Source organism: Antarctobacter sp. (assembly GCF_048262615.1).
In the GTDB taxonomy this organism is placed as follows: domain Bacteria; phylum Pseudomonadota; class Alphaproteobacteria; order Rhodobacterales; family Rhodobacteraceae; genus Antarctobacter.
This window is the reverse complement of sequence record NZ_JBLXFB010000014.1, coordinates 104,601-120,724: the sequence shown is the minus strand read 5'-3', so window position 1 is coordinate 120,724 and position 16,124 is coordinate 104,601. Positions and strand designations below refer to the sequence as shown.

Sequence of the window (16,124 nt, the reverse complement as noted above, 5' to 3'; positions counted from 1 at the left end):
GACACCTACGGCTATTCCGTCAGCGAGGACCGCGCCCGAAACACCGTCAACGCCATCTTCGACGGCCCGGTGAACTTCCTCGACACCTCGCGAAACTACGGCTTTGGCCGGTCAGAGGAACGCATCGGACAGGTCATCAAGGAGCGCGGCGGCCTCCCCGACGGCTTTGTCCTGTCGACCAAACTGGACCGCGACATGGACACCCGCCGCTTCGACGCCGCCCGCGTGCGCCAGTCGCTGGAGGAAAGCCTGACCGCGCTCAACCTCGACAGCGTCCCGCTGCTGCACCTGCATGACCCCGAACACGCCCGCGATCTGGATGAGATCACCGGCGAAGGCGGCGCGCTGGACGAATTGTTCAAGCTCAAGGAAGAGGGGCTCGCGCAGGCCGTCGGCCTTGCCATGGGCCGCCTCGACATCATGGAGCCGATCCTGCGCGCCTATCCGTTTGATGCGCTGATCTCACACAACCGCTTTACCCTGCTGAACCGCTCGGCGGATGCGATGTTCGACTATGCCTATGACCAAGGCATCGCCATCCTGAACGCCGCCCCCTTTGCCGGTGGCGTGCTGGCCAAGGGCAGCGCCGCCATGCCCCGCGTCACCTATCAAGAGGCCGACGACGCGGCACTTGCCCCGGTCCGCGCCATCGAAGAGATCTGCGCCCGCCACGGCGTGCCCACCGGGGTCGCGGCGCTGCAATTCTCGCTGCGCGACCCGCGCATCACCTCGACGGTGATCGGCGTGTCCAGCCCCGAACGGGTGCAAAAAACCATGGACTGGGCGGCGATGAAACTGCCCGCCGCGCTTTGGGATGACCTGATGGCCCTGCCCTTTGCCGACGAAGACCCCGAGGCCAACCGCGACTACAAACCCGGCTGACGCGCCTTCGCGTCAGCGCACGCTCCGTTAACCCCGGCATCCGCGCGGTTTCATGCGCATGGATTGTGCATGCTCTGTGCATGGTTTTCACATGCCGAAAAATCCGCAAAACCAGGGCGTTAACCCCGATTCGCGGCGGTTTTCCCCGGCCACGCCTCAGCCCTCTTTCCGCCAGTCTTCCCAGTCGTTGCCATGCCAGCTCACGTCGCCCTCCCAGGCAAAGGGGATCTGGTGCACCACCACGTCCTCACCCCGGAGCAGCACCACGCGGTAGGACGGCTCCAGCGGTGCCATGCCCGAAACCCTGGAGGGCGACAGGTTCGGGATCACCTGATGCACTGTCGACGGCACCCCGGAAAACGGAATACCCGCCAAGGTGCCCGACAGCGGCTCATGCACATGGCCAAAAAAGATATGCGCGATCCTGTCCCGATGCGCCTTGAGCAAGGCCCGCAGCGGCACCTGATCCGCGTCGTTCAGTGACAGCATGTCGGTCGATGGATCGCCCAGATGCAACGGATTGTGGTGAAAGAACAAATAGGCCGTGCGGCAACCCTCCAGCTGGCCCTGCAACCAGCCCCGCCGGGCCGGGCAGAAATGACCCGCATGGGTCGCCGCCTGCACCGTGTCGCAATAGATGAACCGCCCTTCGGGCAGATCCTCGGCGTGGTTGATGAACCCGCCCGCGTCGCGCGGATGGTCGGGGAAATGGTCCAGAAACACTGCCCGGTCGTCATGGTTGCCCACCATCAGACGCACCGGCATCGGCAACACCCGCAGCGCCTGTTTCAGCGCGGCATAGGCCGCGGGGTCGGCCCAATGGGTGAGGTCGCCGGTGATGACCAACCGTGCCGCATCCGAGTGATGCTCGGCGATGTGACCAAAGGCGCGCGCAAGGCGCGCGTGCGGATCAATCCCCTCGACCAGCATCCCCGGCGTCCCAAGATGGATATCGGACATATGGATAAATTTCATGGCGCGTGCCCCAACCCGAATCCCGCCGACAATAGACCGGCGGCGCAACAGGATTAAGACAAATCCAGGGGCGGCGGCAATCCGGGAGTGACAGGAAAAAACGCCTTTGTGACAGTCTCTTGGGCGATGAACCCAGACTGCGGGGACGCGCGGTGCGCATGGCAAAATTGACAAGTCCCGCCCCGGCGGCAACTCTGTGCGCAACCATAATCCGACAGGGACCTTTCCGATGAAACTCATGACTCTCACCGCGCTTGCCTGCGGCCTCTCCGGCGCGGCCTTTGCGCAAAACGACTGCGCTGCGGGCAAAACCCTGACCGATGGCACCTTCACCGTCGCCACCGGCAACCCCGCGTTCTTTCCCTGGGTGCTGGACGACGCCCCCGAAAGCGGCAAGGGGTTCGAGGCCGCCGTGGCCTATGCCGTCGCCGCCGAGATGGGCTTTGGCCCCGATCAGGTGACATGGGTGCGCACCTCCTTCGACCAGTCGATCCAGCCCGGCGCCAAGGATTTCGACGTCAACCTGCAACAGTTCTCGATCACCGAGGAACGCGAACAGGTGGTCGATTTCTCCTTGCCCTACTACAGCTCGGCGATGGCGGTCCTGACCACGAAAGCCGTGGTCGACGGCGGCGCCGCCCCAACCGTCGCCAGCCTGAAAACCCTGCTCTGGGGGGCCGACGCCAACACCACCGCCGTGCCGATGCTGACCGACCTGATCGGCCCCGACAAACAGCCCATGCTTTATGGCGACAACGTCGACGTGACCGCCGCCATGCAGGCGGGCCAGATCGACGCCGCGCTGTTTGACCTGCCCACCGCGCTGTACCTCTCGGCGGTGGTGGTCAATGACGGCGTGATCCTTGGTCAGTTCCCGCCAGAGCGCAGCGAAAACCCCGACCAGTTCGGCATGCTGCTCGAAGAAGGTAACCCATTGAAATCCTGCGTCGACGCCGCCCTGACCGCGCTCAGGGAAAGCGGCAAACTGGCCAAGATCGAGGCCGAATGGCTGCAAGCCACAACCGGCGTCCCGGTCATCGAATAGGTCGCCTCGGGGCCGGTCCCGCGCCGCGCCCCGGCTTCTTCTCTGTCCAAATACCGCCGGGGGAGTCCCGCAGGGACGGGGGCAGCGCCCCCTTTCCCCCGGTGCTTTTTCGTCCTACAGGCCGATCCATGCCCACCCGCCGACAGATCTTCGAATCCCGCCAGCGCCGACGCGCCAACCTGATCGCCGCCGGGTCCACCGGCGCGGTGCTGCTTGCGCTGATCGTGCTGGTGCCGCTGGCGCCGGGATGGGAGGCGGTGCAGCGCAGCTTTTTCAACGGCGCGATCTTTGCAAAGACCTTTCCGGGCCTGCTGAACGCGTTCCTGATGGACATCGCGATCTTTGCATGGTGCGCGCCCTTGATCGCGGCGCTTGGGCTGGCGGTGGCCGTGGCGCGCGACCTGCGCACCCCGGCGCTCTATCCGGTCCGGCTGCTGGCCATCCTCTACACGGATATCTTCCGGGGTCTGCCGGTGATCCTCGTGATCTACCTGATCGGCTTTGGCATTCCCGGTCTGGGCCTGCCGCGGCCGTGGAATTCGCCCTATATCTGGGGCTCGCTGGCGCTGGTGCTGGTCTATGCCGCCTATGTGGCAGAGGTCATCCGTTCCGGCATCGAATCCATTCACGACAGCCAGCGCGCCGCCGCGCTGTCGCTGGGGCTGTCGTCCTCCGACACCATGCGCTTTGTGATCCTGCCGCAGGCGATCCGCCGGGTTGTGCCCGCCAATATGAACCTGTTCATCGCGCTGCAAAAAGACGTGGCGCTGCTGTCTTTCATCGGCCCGGTCGAGATTTTCCGACAGGCGGGTGTCTACAAGTCCCTGCTGGCCAATTTCACGCCTTACGTCGGCGCGGCGCTGGTGTTTCTGGCGATCACCATTCCGGCAACCCGCTACGCCGATCACCTGATGAACCGCCAGCGCAAGGCCCGCAGCTGATGCCCACACTTGTCCTGAACGCCGTGCAGAAAAGCTTTGGCAAAAATCCGGTGCTCCAAGGCGTCGACCTGACGGTGTCCAGCGGTCAGATGATCTGCCTGATCGGCGCGTCCGGGTCGGGCAAATCCACGCTTCTGCGCTGCATGAACCTGCTGGAGCCGATTGACGACGGCACCATCACGCTGGACGGCGTGGACATCTCGGAACCCGGCTATGATCCCCAACCGGTGCGCCAGCGCATCGGCATGGTGTTCCAGAGCTTCAATCTTTTCCCGCACATGACCGCGCTCGACAACGCGCTGCTGGCTCCCCGCCGGGTCCACCGCACCCCCCGCGAAGAGCTCGAACCCAAGCTGGCAGAGCTTTTCGCGCGCTTTGGGCTTGCCGACCGGATGCACCACTACCCCGACCAACTGTCAGGGGGGCAGCAACAACGCGTGGCCATCGTCCGCGCGCTGGCGATGAAACCGCAGATCATGCTGTTCGACGAGATCACCTCGGCCCTCGATCCCGAACTGGTGGGAGAGGTGCTGGACGTGCTGCGCCAGTTGCGCACCGAGGGCATGACCATGGTTCTGGCCACCCATGAAATGGGCTTTGCCCGCGAACTGGCCGACACGGTCTGCTTTCTGGATCGTGGCCGAATTCTCGAATCCGGCCCCCCGGAGCAGCTCTTCGGGGCCCCCGGACAAGAGCGCACGCGCGCCTTCCTGTCCCGCGTGCTTTAGGCGCAACCGGACAAAACCCCGATTCATGTACTTCAAATGCCGGATTTTCCCTGACTTTTCCGAAGGTCGGGTTTTCCTTCGTTGACGGAGTGGCCCTTCTGAAGGAACATCAAGGCAACTTGTTAATAGTCATTTTTACAAAGGGGACATGCTGTGCGTACGTCTGCTGCTCTGGCAACACTGATCGCCTCACTGGGGCTGTCGGCCATCGCGCCGGCCCCGGTGCGCGCGCAGGATTTTGTCGGGTTTGACCGCACAAGCTTTGGCAGTGTCGTGCTCAGCCGCAACCAGTCCGCGGCGGGGGGCAGCGACATCACCCTTGAACTGGCGATTGGCGACTACAACAATGAGCCGATCCTCAACTACTCCGAAAACAGCGTGTTCTCAAAGCTGGGTCTGGCGGTCGGTCGGCTGGACATCCTGACCGACACCGGCGTCTATCCCTGCACCGCCTTTATCGTCGACAAGAAACACATCCTGACCAACCACCACTGCGTGCCCGGCATTCTGGACAATGAACGCGCCGGGGCCACCCGCATCGATTCCGTGCTGTTTGTGGCGGGCTATCGCCAGCCGGGTGTCGATCAGGGCACACGCCGCTATACCGTGGTGCCAACCCCGATCGAGACATCGAAGGATCTCGACTATTCGGTGCTGGAGGTGATCGGCGATCCCTCGGCCGATTTCGGGACCCTTGATCTGGTGGCGGTGACGCCGCACGACAACGATCCCTACTGGGTGATTGGCCATCCCATGGGAGAGGCCCAGCGCATCAGCCGTGAGAAATGCCGCGCCAATGCGCCCGCCCTGTCGAACAAGCAGTTGCTGCACACCTGCGACACGCTGCCGGGCAACTCCGGCTCGCCGGTGATCGACGCCTCATTGCAAAAGGTTGTCGGCCTGCATCATGCCGGGTCCAATCGCGACGCGGTCAACTACGCCATCCCGATGGGCGATATTCTGGCCCATTCCAAAGTGCTGAAGGGTGTCTTTGTGCCCGGTGCCGACGATCCGACACCAACGCCGACACCCCCGGTGGAGACCGGCGAAACCGCGCCGCCCCCGCCGCCCGACACCAAGGACGAAACCGCGGTCAAGCTCTGCGATGCGCTGTACGACGAGGCCAAGGAATTCTCTGAATGTTTCGCCTACGAGGCCTACCTTCAGGTCTGCGGCGATCACCCCTATGCGATCCTCGCCAAGTCCTATGTCGCGCGGCTGTGCACCGCCCCCGACCCGGTCGAGGTGACGCCGCCCCCGCCGCCGCCCGAAGAGGTCGTCGACACACCACCGCTGTTGTGGTGGTGCAAGTCCGGCGGTCTGAACGCGACGGAACGCACGATCTGCGGCGACCGCTATCTTGCCGGTCTCGATGAGGAAATGGAACGCGCGTATAAATCGCCCGCCCGTGCCGTGACCTCGACCCAGCAGGCGGTCTGGCGCACCGGAACCCGTGATCGCTGTGGCGCGGATGCCGATTGTATCTCGCGCGTTGTGATCGAACGCATCACCTATCTCAAGACCCCTGAGAAAGTGACACCACCGCCGCCCGTCCAGACCTACACGATGTATGTCACGGGAACCGACCACCTCAACGTCCGCTCCGGTCCGGGCACGCATAACGGCGTGGTCAACCGGATCGACTTTGGCGACAAGGTGACCGTGCTGGGCGAAAGCGACGGCTGGAACAATGTGCGCCTGTCGAACGGCCAGAATGGGTGGGTTTCGAACCGCTATCTGGCCTCGAACAAGCCCAAGGAACAGCCGGTCGCCCAGTGCACCGCCACGGTGGTGAACCTGAAACGCTATTCCAGCCGCACCCGCAACGACGGAAGTGGCTTCCTGAACATCCGGACGCAGGCCAGCACCCGTGGCCGGATCATCTCCGAGACGTATCTCGGCGACACCGTTCAAGTGCTGAACCAAAGCGGCAACTGGGCACAGATCCGCTGCCTGTCGGGTCAGTGCAAGAACCCCTTCCGGGGCTCCGGCGGCGTGACCGGCTGGGCCTCCAAAAAGTACCTCTCAATCCGGTGCCGTTAATCAGAATTCCACCCAAGCCCTCTTTCAACAGGAGACTTATGTCATGCAACCCAACGACCTGATAAAGGTGAGCGTCATCGCACTGACGACCGCCTTTGCCCTGCCCGCTGCGGCGCAGGATCAGACCTTGCTGGTTGATCCAGAAGATCTGAACTATCAGCTTCCTGCCGACGCAACCGATTATGAAAAGGCCGCCTATGGCGTCCTGCAAAAATATTGTTCGGACTGCCACCAGGAAGGTGTGCTTGGCGATGGATTGACCAAGCCCAAGGCCGGTTTCGGCCACGTCCTTGATATGCGCCGCCTTGCCAACGACCCCAAATTCGTGTCCGTCGGCGACCCCGCCAATTCAAAGCTCTATCAGGTGATCACTGGCGGCGCCCCGGCGATGCCGGACAACTGCTGGGACCCCAGCTGTGTGCCGACAGAGGCCGAGTTGGAACAGCTTCAGGCGTGGATTGTCGCGCTGGGCGACACCGCACCGGAACCGCGGACCTACGTGTCGTTGGCCGACATTTACGCCATGGCCCATACTGACCTGCAAGCGCAGCCCACCAACCGCCGTGACCGCATCCGCTATATCTCGATGCGACCGATGTGGAACGACCCGGACGTGACGGACGAAAACTACCAGGGCTATCTGGCGGCGACCGTCAAGCTGCTGAATGCGCTTAGCTGGAACGCCAACGTCTACAAGTTCGAAAAGGTCGATCCGCACGGCGTCCTGCTGCGCGTCTTCCTGCCCGATCTGGACTGGACCCATGAAACATGGGGCTATCTGGAATCGCAGTACCCCTACGCCATGGAAAGCGACACCGATCCCTATCTTGGTTCGCTGCAACACCTGTCCGGTTCCATGACCCCGGTCATCCGTGCCGACTGGTTCACGGCGACCGCCTCTGTCAGCCCGCTCTACTATGACATGCTGGGTCTGCCCGACACCGTGCAGGGTCTGGAGGCCAAGCTGGGCTTCAGCATGAGCCGCAACATCCTGAACGAGCAGGTTGTCCGCGCCGGCTTTCAGGATTCGGGTGTGTCCTCGCATAACCGTCTGATCGAACGCCACCCGCTTGGGACCGGCTTCTTCTGGACGTCTTATGACTTTGCCGGATCGAAAGGCCGCCAGAGCTTTTTCGAATACCCGCTGGGTCCGGTCGACGCCTATGGCCCCGATCTTGCCTTCGAACATGACGGCGGCGAGTCGATCTTTACCCTGCCCAACGGCTTCCACGCCTATTACCTCAACACCGCCGATGGTGCGCGTCTCGACGTCGGTCCGACCTCGATTGTGCGCGACACCGACTATCCGGATGGCACCGGTGAGGTTGTGAACGGGATTTCGTGCATCTCGTGCCACTCCAAAGGCATGCGCTTCAACGATGACTCTGTCCGTGAGGTTGCGCTGAACAACCTGTCTCTGCCCGCCTCGGCGCGTCAGACCATCGACGCGATCTATCCGGGCAAGGATGTCATCAATGAGTACTTCAAGCGCGACTCCGACGCCTTCCTGAACACCCTCGCCAGCGCGGGGATCGAACCGACCATCAAGGCCGCCGGGCTAGAGCCGGTGCGGGGTCTGTTTGTCTACCACGTCGATTACTTCATCGACTTCAATCAGGCGGCCAACGAACTGGGCCTGACGGCAGAACAACTGCGCAGCCGTATGGCCTTTGCCGGTCATGACATGGCCGGTCTGCTGACCCGTCTGGATGTCTCGCCGATTGCACGGGATGAATGGACGGCCGCCTATCCGGTCCTGCTGGACAAGCTGACCGACTACCGCCCGTACAAGACCGAACACGTGGTCACCGCCGACCTCAGCTATTCGGTCAAGCAGGTGGTCAAGGACACCGATTACGCCCCGGTGAAAAAGGTCAAGGTGGTCAAGCCTGTCGAGTACAAGCCCGGCGATCCCGGCTACGTGCCGCCCGCCGATCACAAGCCCGGCGATCCCGATTACGTGCCGCCCGCCAAGGACTACGTGGTTCAGGACGACAAGTACAAGCCGACCGGCACTGACTACGTCGTGAAAGGCGATGAGCCGATCAAGACCCATGACGACGCCAAGAAATACGGCGGCGATTATGACCCGGTCCAGCACTCTGTTGCGGCGCAAAGCCACCTGACGGTCTACACCAACCAGACCACCTACAAGGTCGGTGACGAACTTCAGGTCTTCATCGAACCGCGCCACGACTGCCGTCTGACGCTGATCTCGATCGACGACGATCACGACAGCTGCGTTCTCTACCCCTTCCCGGGTCTGGACGACATCGTGATTCCGGGCGGCACCCAGTACGTGTTCCCGCCGAAAGGGGCGCTGCGCACCTCTGAACCGGGGCTGGAGACCATCCTGGCGATCTGCAACGGCGGCCAGGCGGCCATCGACAAGGTGACCCGTGATACCTCCAAGGTGTCCTGCTCGGTCGGCCACAAGGCCGTCTCCAAGGACCACTACGAAGGCATCGTCAACGAGACCCTTGTGCTTGACCTCAACGCCGGGGCCAAGGACGCCAAGAAAACGGACAGCGGCGTCGACTACCGCGCCGTGTCCAAACATAACCCCGACGTGACCAAGGCCCAGATCTCGGTCGTGGTCCGGGAATACTAAGGAGATGAGAGCGATGCGAAAGCTATTCCTGAGCGTCGCTCTCTGCCTTGGCCTGCCCCCCGTGGCAGGCCATGCGCAGAGCGGCGAAATCTTTATCCCCGGCACCGATCCGCTGGTGGAAATCAAACCGCAGCCGCAGAGCCAGATGGCTGGCTGCCTTCTCAACCCAAACGCCGCCAACTGCGCTGGCGTCGACATCGACCCGGACGGTATCGCGTTGGAAAGCGCGGGCCCCTCTGTCACCTTCGAAACCCTTGTGCTGGACCTCGACACCAAAAAGGTCGTTGTCAGCAAGGCACCGCCTCCCGCGCCGCCCCAATACGACGCGCCCGAACCGCCCAAGACCGGCAAGGTTGCGTTGCCTTCGGTCGCCGTCACCATCGAGTTTGACTATGACAGCGACCGCGTCCGGGGCGACCAGCGCGGCAAGATCGACAGCCTGATTGCCGCCCTGAACGATCCCGCCCTTAAAGGCACATCCTACGCCGTGATCGGCCATACCGATGCCGTCGGCTCCGAAGGCTACAATTGCGATCTCAGCCTGCGCCGGGCGGCCTCTGTCACCCGCCTGATCGAAGGCGCTTACCTCAGCGTACCGCTCTACCCGGTCGGCTGGGGCGAATACGTCCTGAAAAACGAATACGATCCCCGCGCGGCCGAAAACCGCCGTGTGACGTTCCTGCGGTTGCCCGATACGCCGGGTGCCGTGCTGCAAACCGCAAGCACGGTCTGCCGCTACTGACATCGCAGGACGGTTGCGATCTTTCGGCCCTCGCCCACCTCGGGCGGGGGCTTTTATTGGCTGAAGATCATCGCGGGACAGCATGTCCTGACGTTCCGGCAGCCGCGATAAGGCTTGCCAGCGCGTCAATCGCATCGCTAACCTGCGGGCAACACATTGGAAACCGCAGGGCGCAGCCGTGCAGGCAAGGAAACATTTTTCATGGACGTCAAAGACGATGCGGTGCCGCAGTCCGTGGTCCCGCTCAGCAACTTTCTCACCTACCGCCTTGCCAAGGCTCAAGCCAAGCTGAACGCACAGGCCTCGCGCATTCTGCGTGACCACGCCGGGATCACCATCACGCAATGGCGCATTATCGCCGTGCTGGGCGACACCGGGCGCTGCACGTCGGCCCAGTTGTCGCGCCTGACCGCCATGGACAAGGGCCTGATCAGCCGGAACGTCAAGACGCTGGCCGTCGAGGGGATGATCACCATCACCCGCGACACGGTGGACCATCGCGCCCTTCATCTCGACCTGACCGACAAGGGACGCAAGACATTCGATCACACCATTCCGCGCATGCGGGACCGCCAGCGCGCTTTGCGGGCCTATCTTGACGATGCGGAATTCGCCACGTTCATGACCGCCTGTGAAAAGCTGGAAAAAGCGGCCGAAGACCCTGCGATCTAAATCTTGTCTTTCAGGGACCGCGTGGGTACGCCACCGCCTAAGCGGGATGACAACAGCCGCAGACAGGGACAAGGCATGACGCAGGACGACCAGACACTGACAATCGGCACCGCCCGGTTTGACCTGCCCCCGGACCACCACTTGCCCCGCATCATGCGCGAGCATCCGCAGTACGATTACCTCTATTGGAACCTGATCCGCGCCCTTCTGGCGGACAATGCGATCACCGATGGCCCGCTGATCGACATCGGGGCCAATATCGGTGACACGATCGGCCATTTTCGCCGGTTCTCAAACGGTCCGGTCTGGGGGATCGAACCGCACGCGGGCTATTTCGACTACCTTGAACGCAACATGGCGCAGTTCTCGGATGTACGCCTCAGCCATGCCATCGTCGTGCCGGATGCGGCGCAGGACCGCGTGCGCCTGTCGATCAATCACGGCACCGGCGGCTCGTCGCTGGAGGCGGACGGCGGTGAGATCTTTGACGGCACCCGCGTCTCTCCGCAAGAGATCGCTGCGGCGCTGACGCCGGAAACCGTGCTCAAATCCGACACCGATGGTTTCGACGGCCGCATCATCGGCGTCGTGGCCGAGTTCATGGCCCAGCACAAGGTCCGCCCCGCCATCGTCGCCTTTGAGGGGCCGACCCGCAGGCAGACCGAAAAAGGTGAGACGCAGACCCACCGCCACGCGCTGCACCGGCTGCAACAGCTGGGCTATCGTATCCACATGCTGACCAACACCGGCTATCCGGTGGGCACCGTCGGCAGCAGCGCCAGCGCGCTGGACCTGATGCTGGACACCCACCGCAACGCGCTGATTTCGGGGCCGATGATGTGCCCCTATCTGGATTTCATCTGCGTCGCGCCGGGGCTGGGCGCAAACGCGCTGTTTTACCCGCCCCGGGTGGAAAAGGCCCTGTGGCAGGGCATTCCCCAACCCGAGGACGGCACCGTTACAAAGTGATCCGCGCACCGTCCCGCCGCGCGCTGTCGGCAACGGCGTGGATCACCCGCTCAAACCCCAGCGCGTCCTGCATCGACGGATAGGCCTGTTCGCTGTCGCGGATTGCCGTCAGCATCTCTGCCGCCTCGATGGTCTTGAGATCGACAAACCCCAGTTGATGCCCCGGAGCCGGGACAAAGGCACCGAACGGCGGGTGATCCGGGCCGGTCAGGATTGTGCGGAACCCCTGTTCGGATTTCGGTCCTTCGTTCAGGTACAACTTTAGCTCGTTCATCCGCTCCTGCGCGAAACAGATCATGCCCTTGGTGCCATGCACCTCCCAGTCCAGCCTGTTCTTGCGCCCCCATGCCGACCGCGAGGTCGACAGCGACCCATGCGCGCCACTGGCAAAGCGCAGCAGCGCCGTCGCGGTATCCTCATTCTCGACCGCGCCGCGCCCGGTGCCATCGGGCAGCGGCCGGGTCTCGTGGATGATCTGCATGTCCGCCACAAGGCTTTGGATCGGGCCGCACAGACCCACCATCAGCGACACCAGATGACAGCCCAGATCCCCCAGCGTGCCCAGCCCGGCCTCCGCCAGCCGTGCGCGCCATGTCCATGGCAGATCCGGGTCGGCCTGATAATCCTCGTCGACCCAGCCGCGCACATGCACCACGCGCCCGATCCGCCCCTCGTTGATCAGCTTTTGCGCATGGCGAAACGCCGGGTTGCGGATGTAGTTATAGCCCACCATCGTGACTGTGCCCGCCGCGCGCGCCACCTCGGCCATCTCTTCGGCCTCGGCCAGCGTCAGCGCCATCGGCTTTTCGCACCAGACGTGTTTGCCCGCCTTCAGCGCCGCGCAAGCCATCTGGTGATGCAACCCGTTGGGCGTGGTGATCGACACCACATCGACGCGCGGATCGTGCACCACGGCGCGCCAGTCATCCGTCGCGCGGGCAAAGCCGAACTGCGCCGCCATACTGTCCGCCTTGGCGCGCGGCGCATCGCACAGCAGTTCCAGCCGCACCTCGGGCAGATCGCCCCCCATCACCGCCCGCGCCATACGAAAGGCCAGCGCATGGGTCTTGCCCATGAAGCCGGTGCCAATCAGACCGATTCCCAGTTCTGCCATCCTATCCTCCATCTCGGTGCACCAGCCCTAGACAAACGCCGCCGACATTCCCAGCGCCCATGCGAGTTGGGGATTGGATTTCTTTCAAAAACCATCATAGTGTGCGGCCATCCCATCTCAGATCTCCGAGGGCTTCATGGCAAAACGTCCAACCATCACCGATCTCGCCCGCGAATCGGGTGTCAGTGTGGCCACGGTAGATCGGGTCCTGAACGGACGCGCCAAGGTGCGCGAAGAAACCGCGCGGCGGGTCTATGAGGCGGCGCAGCGCATCGGCTACCACGCGGCGGCGCTGATCGGACAACGGATGTTTGCCGACCTGCCGGAGATCCGCTTTGGCTTTGTCTTTCCCAAGGCGCGGCAACCCTTCTGGCAAAGCGTCGCGCGTGAAATGGAGGCCGCCGTGGCCCGCGCCCCCGGCATCCGTGGCCAGATCGTGCTGGAGTTCGCGCCCTCGCAAAGCCCCGGTGACATCGCCGGGCTGATGGCCGGGCTGGCGGATCGGTGTGACGCGATCGCGGCCTCTGCGGTGAACCACATGCAGATCACCGACACGGTAAGCCAGTTGCAGGATCGCGGCATCCCCTGCTTTGCCCTGCTCAACGATTATGCGCAGGGCATCCGGCAGGGCTATATCGGGCTCAACAACATGAAGGTGGGCCGCGTCGCGGCGCACATGATGTCCAAGGTGGTGGCGAGACCGGGAAAACTTGCCGTATTTGTAGGGGGTTATCGCTGGCACGGGCATGAACTGCGCGAGACCGGATTTCGCAGCTATTTCCGCGAATACGCGCCGGACTTCACCATTCTCGATACCATGGTGAACCTCGAAACCCGGCAGTTGACCTATGAAACCACGCTGGAACTCTTGCAGCGGCATCCCGATCTCAAGGGGCTGTATTGCTCCGGGGGCGGGATGGAGGGGGCCATCGCGGCGCTGCGCGAGGCGCGCGCACCGGGTCAGGTGGCGCTGATCCTGCACGAACTGATCCCCGAATCGCGGTCCGCACTGGCGGACCGTTACGCCGAAATGTCCATCGCCACGCCACTGGAACGGCTGTGCACCGATACGGTCGCGCTGATGATCGACGCCGTGCAAAAGGCAGACGCCCCCACCCCCGGTCAACATTTTCTGAACCCCGACCTGTACCTGCCGGAGTCGGTCTGAGGTGCCGGCACGGGCCGGATTGCCGTCCGCCGCCGGTGGGCGCGCGCCGCCGGTCCCTGCCAGTGTCTCGGTCTGGGTCCGGGGCGCTCTGCGCGGTGTTGGCAGAGGCCACGCACAACCGTTCGGCCCGCAACAAGGGGCCGGAACCATAGGCCGGGGCCAGCCAGCAATGAGACAAAGTATCTTTCACGCCGCTTTCAAAAACTTTCATGAATGAGGCAAAGCGCGCAGGAGGGAATTGACCCAACCGCCTCTGTCGGACCACCCTGCGGCAACACGGACCGCGCTGAGGAGAGCGGGGCGTCCCCTCGACGATTTGAAAAGGTAGAACCTATGGGCAAGACCCTGGATGTGATCACTATTGGCCGATCCTCGGTCGATCTCTATGGCGCGCAGATCGGCGGGCGGCTGGAAGACATGGCCAGCTTCAACAAATACATCGGCGGCTCGCCCACCAACATTGCCGCCGGGACCGCGCGGCTGGGCCTGAAATCGGCGCTGATCACCCGTGTGGGCAATGAACACATGGGCCGCTTCATTACCGAGGAACTGCAAAAAGAGGGCGTCGACACCCGTGGGGTCGTCACCGACCCGGAGCGCCTGACCGCGCTGGTCCTGCTGGGCATTCGCGATCAGGAACAGTTTCCACTGATCTTCTACCGCGACAACTGTGCCGACATGGCGCTTTGCGAGGATGACATCGACGAGGGCTTTGTCACTCAGGCGCGCGCGGTTGTCGCCACCGGCACCCATCTCAGCCATCCGCGCACAGAAGCCGCCGTGCTCAAGGCGCTGACCATCGCGCGCGCCGACGGGATGCAGACCGCGCTGGACATCGACTATCGCCCGAACCTCTGGGGGCTGGCCGGGCATGGCGATGGCGAAAGCCGCTTTATCGCCTCGGACAAGGTCACGGCCAAGCTGCAATCGACGCTGCATCTGTTCGACCTGATCGTCGGCACCGAAGAGGAATTTCACATCGCGGGCGGCTCGACCGACACGGTCGAGGCGCTGCGCGCGGTGCGCAAGGTGTCCGGCGCGACGCTGGTCTGCAAGCGCGGCGCAATGGGTGCCGTCGCCTTCACCGGCGACATTCCCGACACGCTGGACGAGGGCCAAAGCGGCCCCGGCTTCCCGATCGAGGTGTTCAACGTGCTGGGCGCGGGCGATGGGTTCATGTCCGGCCTGCTCAAGGGCTGGCTGACCGATCAGGACTGGCCCACCGCGCTGAAATACGCCAACGCCTGCGGGGCCTTTGCGGTCTCGCGTCACGGCTGCACCCCGGCCTACCCGTCTTGGGCGGAACTGGAGTTCTTCCTGAATCGCGGCATCAAGGAGCGCGCGCTGCGCAAGGACGCGGAACTGGAACAGGTGCACTGGGCCACCAACCGCAAGGGCGATTGGTCCACAATGCGGGTCTTTGCCTTTGACCACCGGATGCAGCTGGAGGATCTGGAGGGCGCGACTGCGGACAAGATCGGCGCGTTCAAGACACTCTGCCTTGAGGCCTGCGCGCAGGTGGCCGACGGCCAGCCCGGCTACGGGTTGCTCTGCGACTCGCGCCTTGGCCGCGATGCGCTGTACAAGGCGGCGGGCACCGGTCTGTGGATCGGCCGCCCGGTGGAATGGCCCGGCTCGCGCCCCCTGACGTTGGAGCCGGAGATCGGCCCCGATTTCGGCGGGCTGAACGAATGGCCGCTGGAACACGTCGTCAAGGTGCTGTGTTTCTACCACCCCGACGACACCGCAGACATGAAGGCCGAGCAAGAGGCCACCGTCACCCGTCTGTTCCACGCCTGCCGCCGCAACCGTCTGGAATTCCTGCTGGAGGTGATCCCCTCCAAGGCCGGGCCGGTGAGTGACGACACCACGGCGCAGGTGATCCGCCATTTCTACAATCTGGGCGTCTACCCCGACTGGTGGAAGCTGGAGCCGATGACCACCAAAGCCGCGTGGGAAAAATCCATCGCCGCCATCGAAGAGAACGACCCCAACACCCGTGGTATCGTGGTGCTGGGTCTGGGGGCAGAGGAAGCGGCGCTGAAGCAAAGCTTTGAGGTCGCCGCGCAATATCCGCTGGTCAAAGGCTTTGCCGTGGGCCGCACGATCTTTGCCGACGCGGCCAAGGCCTGGATGACCGGCGCGATCACGGACGCAGAGGCCGTGGCGCAGATGAAAGACACTTATGCACGTCTCTGCGGCTTCTGGGATGCCGCACGCGGGGAGGACTGAAC

Annotated in this window: 13 protein-coding genes; 11 read left to right on the top strand and 2 right to left on the bottom strand. The window is 63.5% G+C overall.

Annotated features, from left to right (window positions below; translation table 11 throughout):
• Positions 1–882: aldo/keto reductase (locus tag ACN0S5_RS15785; RefSeq protein ID WP_417209693.1), on the top strand; the 882-nt coding region annotated here is incomplete at its 5' end.
• 156 nt (positions 883–1,038) lie between these two features.
• On the opposite strand, the gene ACN0S5_RS15780 is transcribed toward ACN0S5_RS15785, so the two are convergent.
• Positions 1,039–1,857 (bottom strand): phosphodiesterase, encoded by an 819-nt coding sequence (locus ACN0S5_RS15780; RefSeq protein ID WP_417209692.1) that lies wholly within the window; start codon positions 1,855–1,857, stop codon positions 1,039–1,041.
• 229 nt (positions 1,858–2,086) lie between these two features.
• Between ACN0S5_RS15780 and ACN0S5_RS15775 the strand changes: the two genes are divergently transcribed.
• The 8 genes from ACN0S5_RS15775 (at position 2,087) to ACN0S5_RS15740 (ending at position 11,608) form a co-directional block, all read left to right on the top strand.
• Positions 2,087–2,902: an ABC transporter substrate-binding protein gene (locus ACN0S5_RS15775; protein WP_417209691.1), complete on the top strand. Its 816-nt coding sequence runs from the start codon at positions 2,087–2,089 to the stop codon at positions 2,900–2,902.
• A gap of 128 nt (positions 2,903–3,030) precedes the next feature.
• The gene (locus tag ACN0S5_RS15770; RefSeq protein WP_417209690.1) at positions 3,031–3,843 is read left to right on the top strand and encodes an amino acid ABC transporter permease; all 813 of its coding nucleotides are present in this window, start codon (positions 3,031–3,033) and stop codon (positions 3,841–3,843) included.
• Entirely contained in the window at positions 3,843–4,571 is a 729-nt protein-coding gene (locus ACN0S5_RS15765; protein WP_417209689.1) for an amino acid ABC transporter ATP-binding protein, read from the top strand. Before ACN0S5_RS15770 ends, ACN0S5_RS15765 begins: the two co-directional genes overlap by 1 nt.
• 153 nt (positions 4,572–4,724) lie before the next feature.
• Entirely contained in the window at positions 4,725–6,614 is a 1,890-nt protein-coding gene (locus tag ACN0S5_RS15760; RefSeq protein ID WP_417209688.1) for an SH3 domain-containing protein, read from the top strand.
• Between the two features lie 43 nt (positions 6,615–6,657).
• Entirely contained in the window at positions 6,658–9,225 is a 2,568-nt protein-coding gene (locus ACN0S5_RS15755; protein ID WP_417209687.1) for a DUF4384 domain-containing protein, read from the top strand.
• A 13-nt stretch (positions 9,226–9,238) separates the two neighbouring features.
• Positions 9,239–9,967 carry an OmpA family protein gene (locus ACN0S5_RS15750; RefSeq protein WP_417209686.1) on the top strand — a complete coding sequence of 243 codons (729 nt, stop codon included), beginning with the start codon at positions 9,239–9,241 and terminating at the stop codon, positions 9,965–9,967.
• 201 nt (positions 9,968–10,168) lie between these two features.
• Positions 10,169–10,639 (top strand): MarR family winged helix-turn-helix transcriptional regulator, encoded by a 471-nt coding sequence (locus ACN0S5_RS15745; protein WP_417209685.1) that lies wholly within the window; start codon positions 10,169–10,171, stop codon positions 10,637–10,639.
• A 75-nt stretch (positions 10,640–10,714) separates the two neighbouring features.
• Positions 10,715–11,608 carry a hypothetical protein gene (locus ACN0S5_RS15740; protein WP_417209684.1) on the top strand — a complete coding sequence of 298 codons (894 nt, stop codon included), beginning with the start codon at positions 10,715–10,717 and terminating at the stop codon, positions 11,606–11,608.
• On the opposite strand, the gene ACN0S5_RS15735 is transcribed toward ACN0S5_RS15740, so the two are convergent.
• Positions 11,598–12,722, bottom strand: coding sequence for a Gfo/Idh/MocA family protein (locus ACN0S5_RS15735; protein WP_417209683.1), 1,125 nt, complete (start codon positions 12,720–12,722; stop codon positions 11,598–11,600). The genes ACN0S5_RS15740 and ACN0S5_RS15735 overlap by 11 nt on opposite strands.
• A 136-nt stretch (positions 12,723–12,858) precedes the next feature.
• On the opposite strand from ACN0S5_RS15735, the gene ACN0S5_RS15730 reads away from it, so the two are divergent.
• Together ACN0S5_RS15730 and ACN0S5_RS15725 are read left to right on the top strand one after the other, a co-directional pair.
• Complete coding sequence (locus ACN0S5_RS15730; RefSeq protein WP_417209682.1) at positions 12,859–13,890, top strand: LacI family DNA-binding transcriptional regulator; 1,032 nt, start codon at positions 12,859–12,861, stop codon at positions 13,888–13,890.
• A 333-nt stretch (positions 13,891–14,223) separates the two neighbouring features.
• A complete protein-coding gene (locus tag ACN0S5_RS15725) occupies positions 14,224–16,122 on the top strand; it encodes a bifunctional 5-dehydro-2-deoxygluconokinase/5-dehydro-2-deoxyphosphogluconate aldolase (RefSeq protein ID WP_417209681.1) in 1,899 nt (632 codons plus the stop codon).
• The last annotated feature ends 2 nt before the right edge of the window (positions 16,123–16,124 follow it).

Excerpts from the sequence above, each read along its gene's own strand:
- ACN0S5_RS15780 (WP_417209692.1), bottom strand. The coding sequence starts at position 1,857 with ATGAAATTTATCCATATGTCCGATATCCATCTTGGGACGCCGGGGATG.
- ACN0S5_RS15745 (WP_417209685.1), top strand. The coding sequence starts at position 10,169 with ATGGACGTCAAAGACGATGCGGTGCCGCAGTCCGTGGTCCCGCTCAGC.
- ACN0S5_RS15730 (WP_417209682.1), top strand. The coding sequence starts at position 12,859 with ATGGCAAAACGTCCAACCATCACCGATCTCGCCCGCGAATCGGGTGTC.
- ACN0S5_RS15770 (WP_417209690.1), top strand. The coding sequence starts at position 3,031 with ATGCCCACCCGCCGACAGATCTTCGAATCCCGCCAGCGCCGACGCGCC.
- ACN0S5_RS15775 (WP_417209691.1), top strand. The coding sequence starts at position 2,087 with ATGAAACTCATGACTCTCACCGCGCTTGCCTGCGGCCTCTCCGGCGCG.
- ACN0S5_RS15740 (WP_417209684.1), top strand. The coding sequence starts at position 10,715 with ATGACGCAGGACGACCAGACACTGACAATCGGCACCGCCCGGTTTGAC.
- ACN0S5_RS15725 (WP_417209681.1), top strand. The coding sequence starts at position 14,224 with ATGGGCAAGACCCTGGATGTGATCACTATTGGCCGATCCTCGGTCGAT.
- ACN0S5_RS15735 (WP_417209683.1), bottom strand. The coding sequence starts at position 12,722 with ATGGCAGAACTGGGAATCGGTCTGATTGGCACCGGCTTCATGGGCAAG.
- ACN0S5_RS15765 (WP_417209689.1), top strand. The coding sequence starts at position 3,843 with ATGCCCACACTTGTCCTGAACGCCGTGCAGAAAAGCTTTGGCAAAAAT.
- ACN0S5_RS15750 (WP_417209686.1), top strand. The coding sequence starts at position 9,239 with ATGCGAAAGCTATTCCTGAGCGTCGCTCTCTGCCTTGGCCTGCCCCCC.
- ACN0S5_RS15755 (WP_417209687.1), top strand. The coding sequence starts at position 6,658 with ATGCAACCCAACGACCTGATAAAGGTGAGCGTCATCGCACTGACGACC.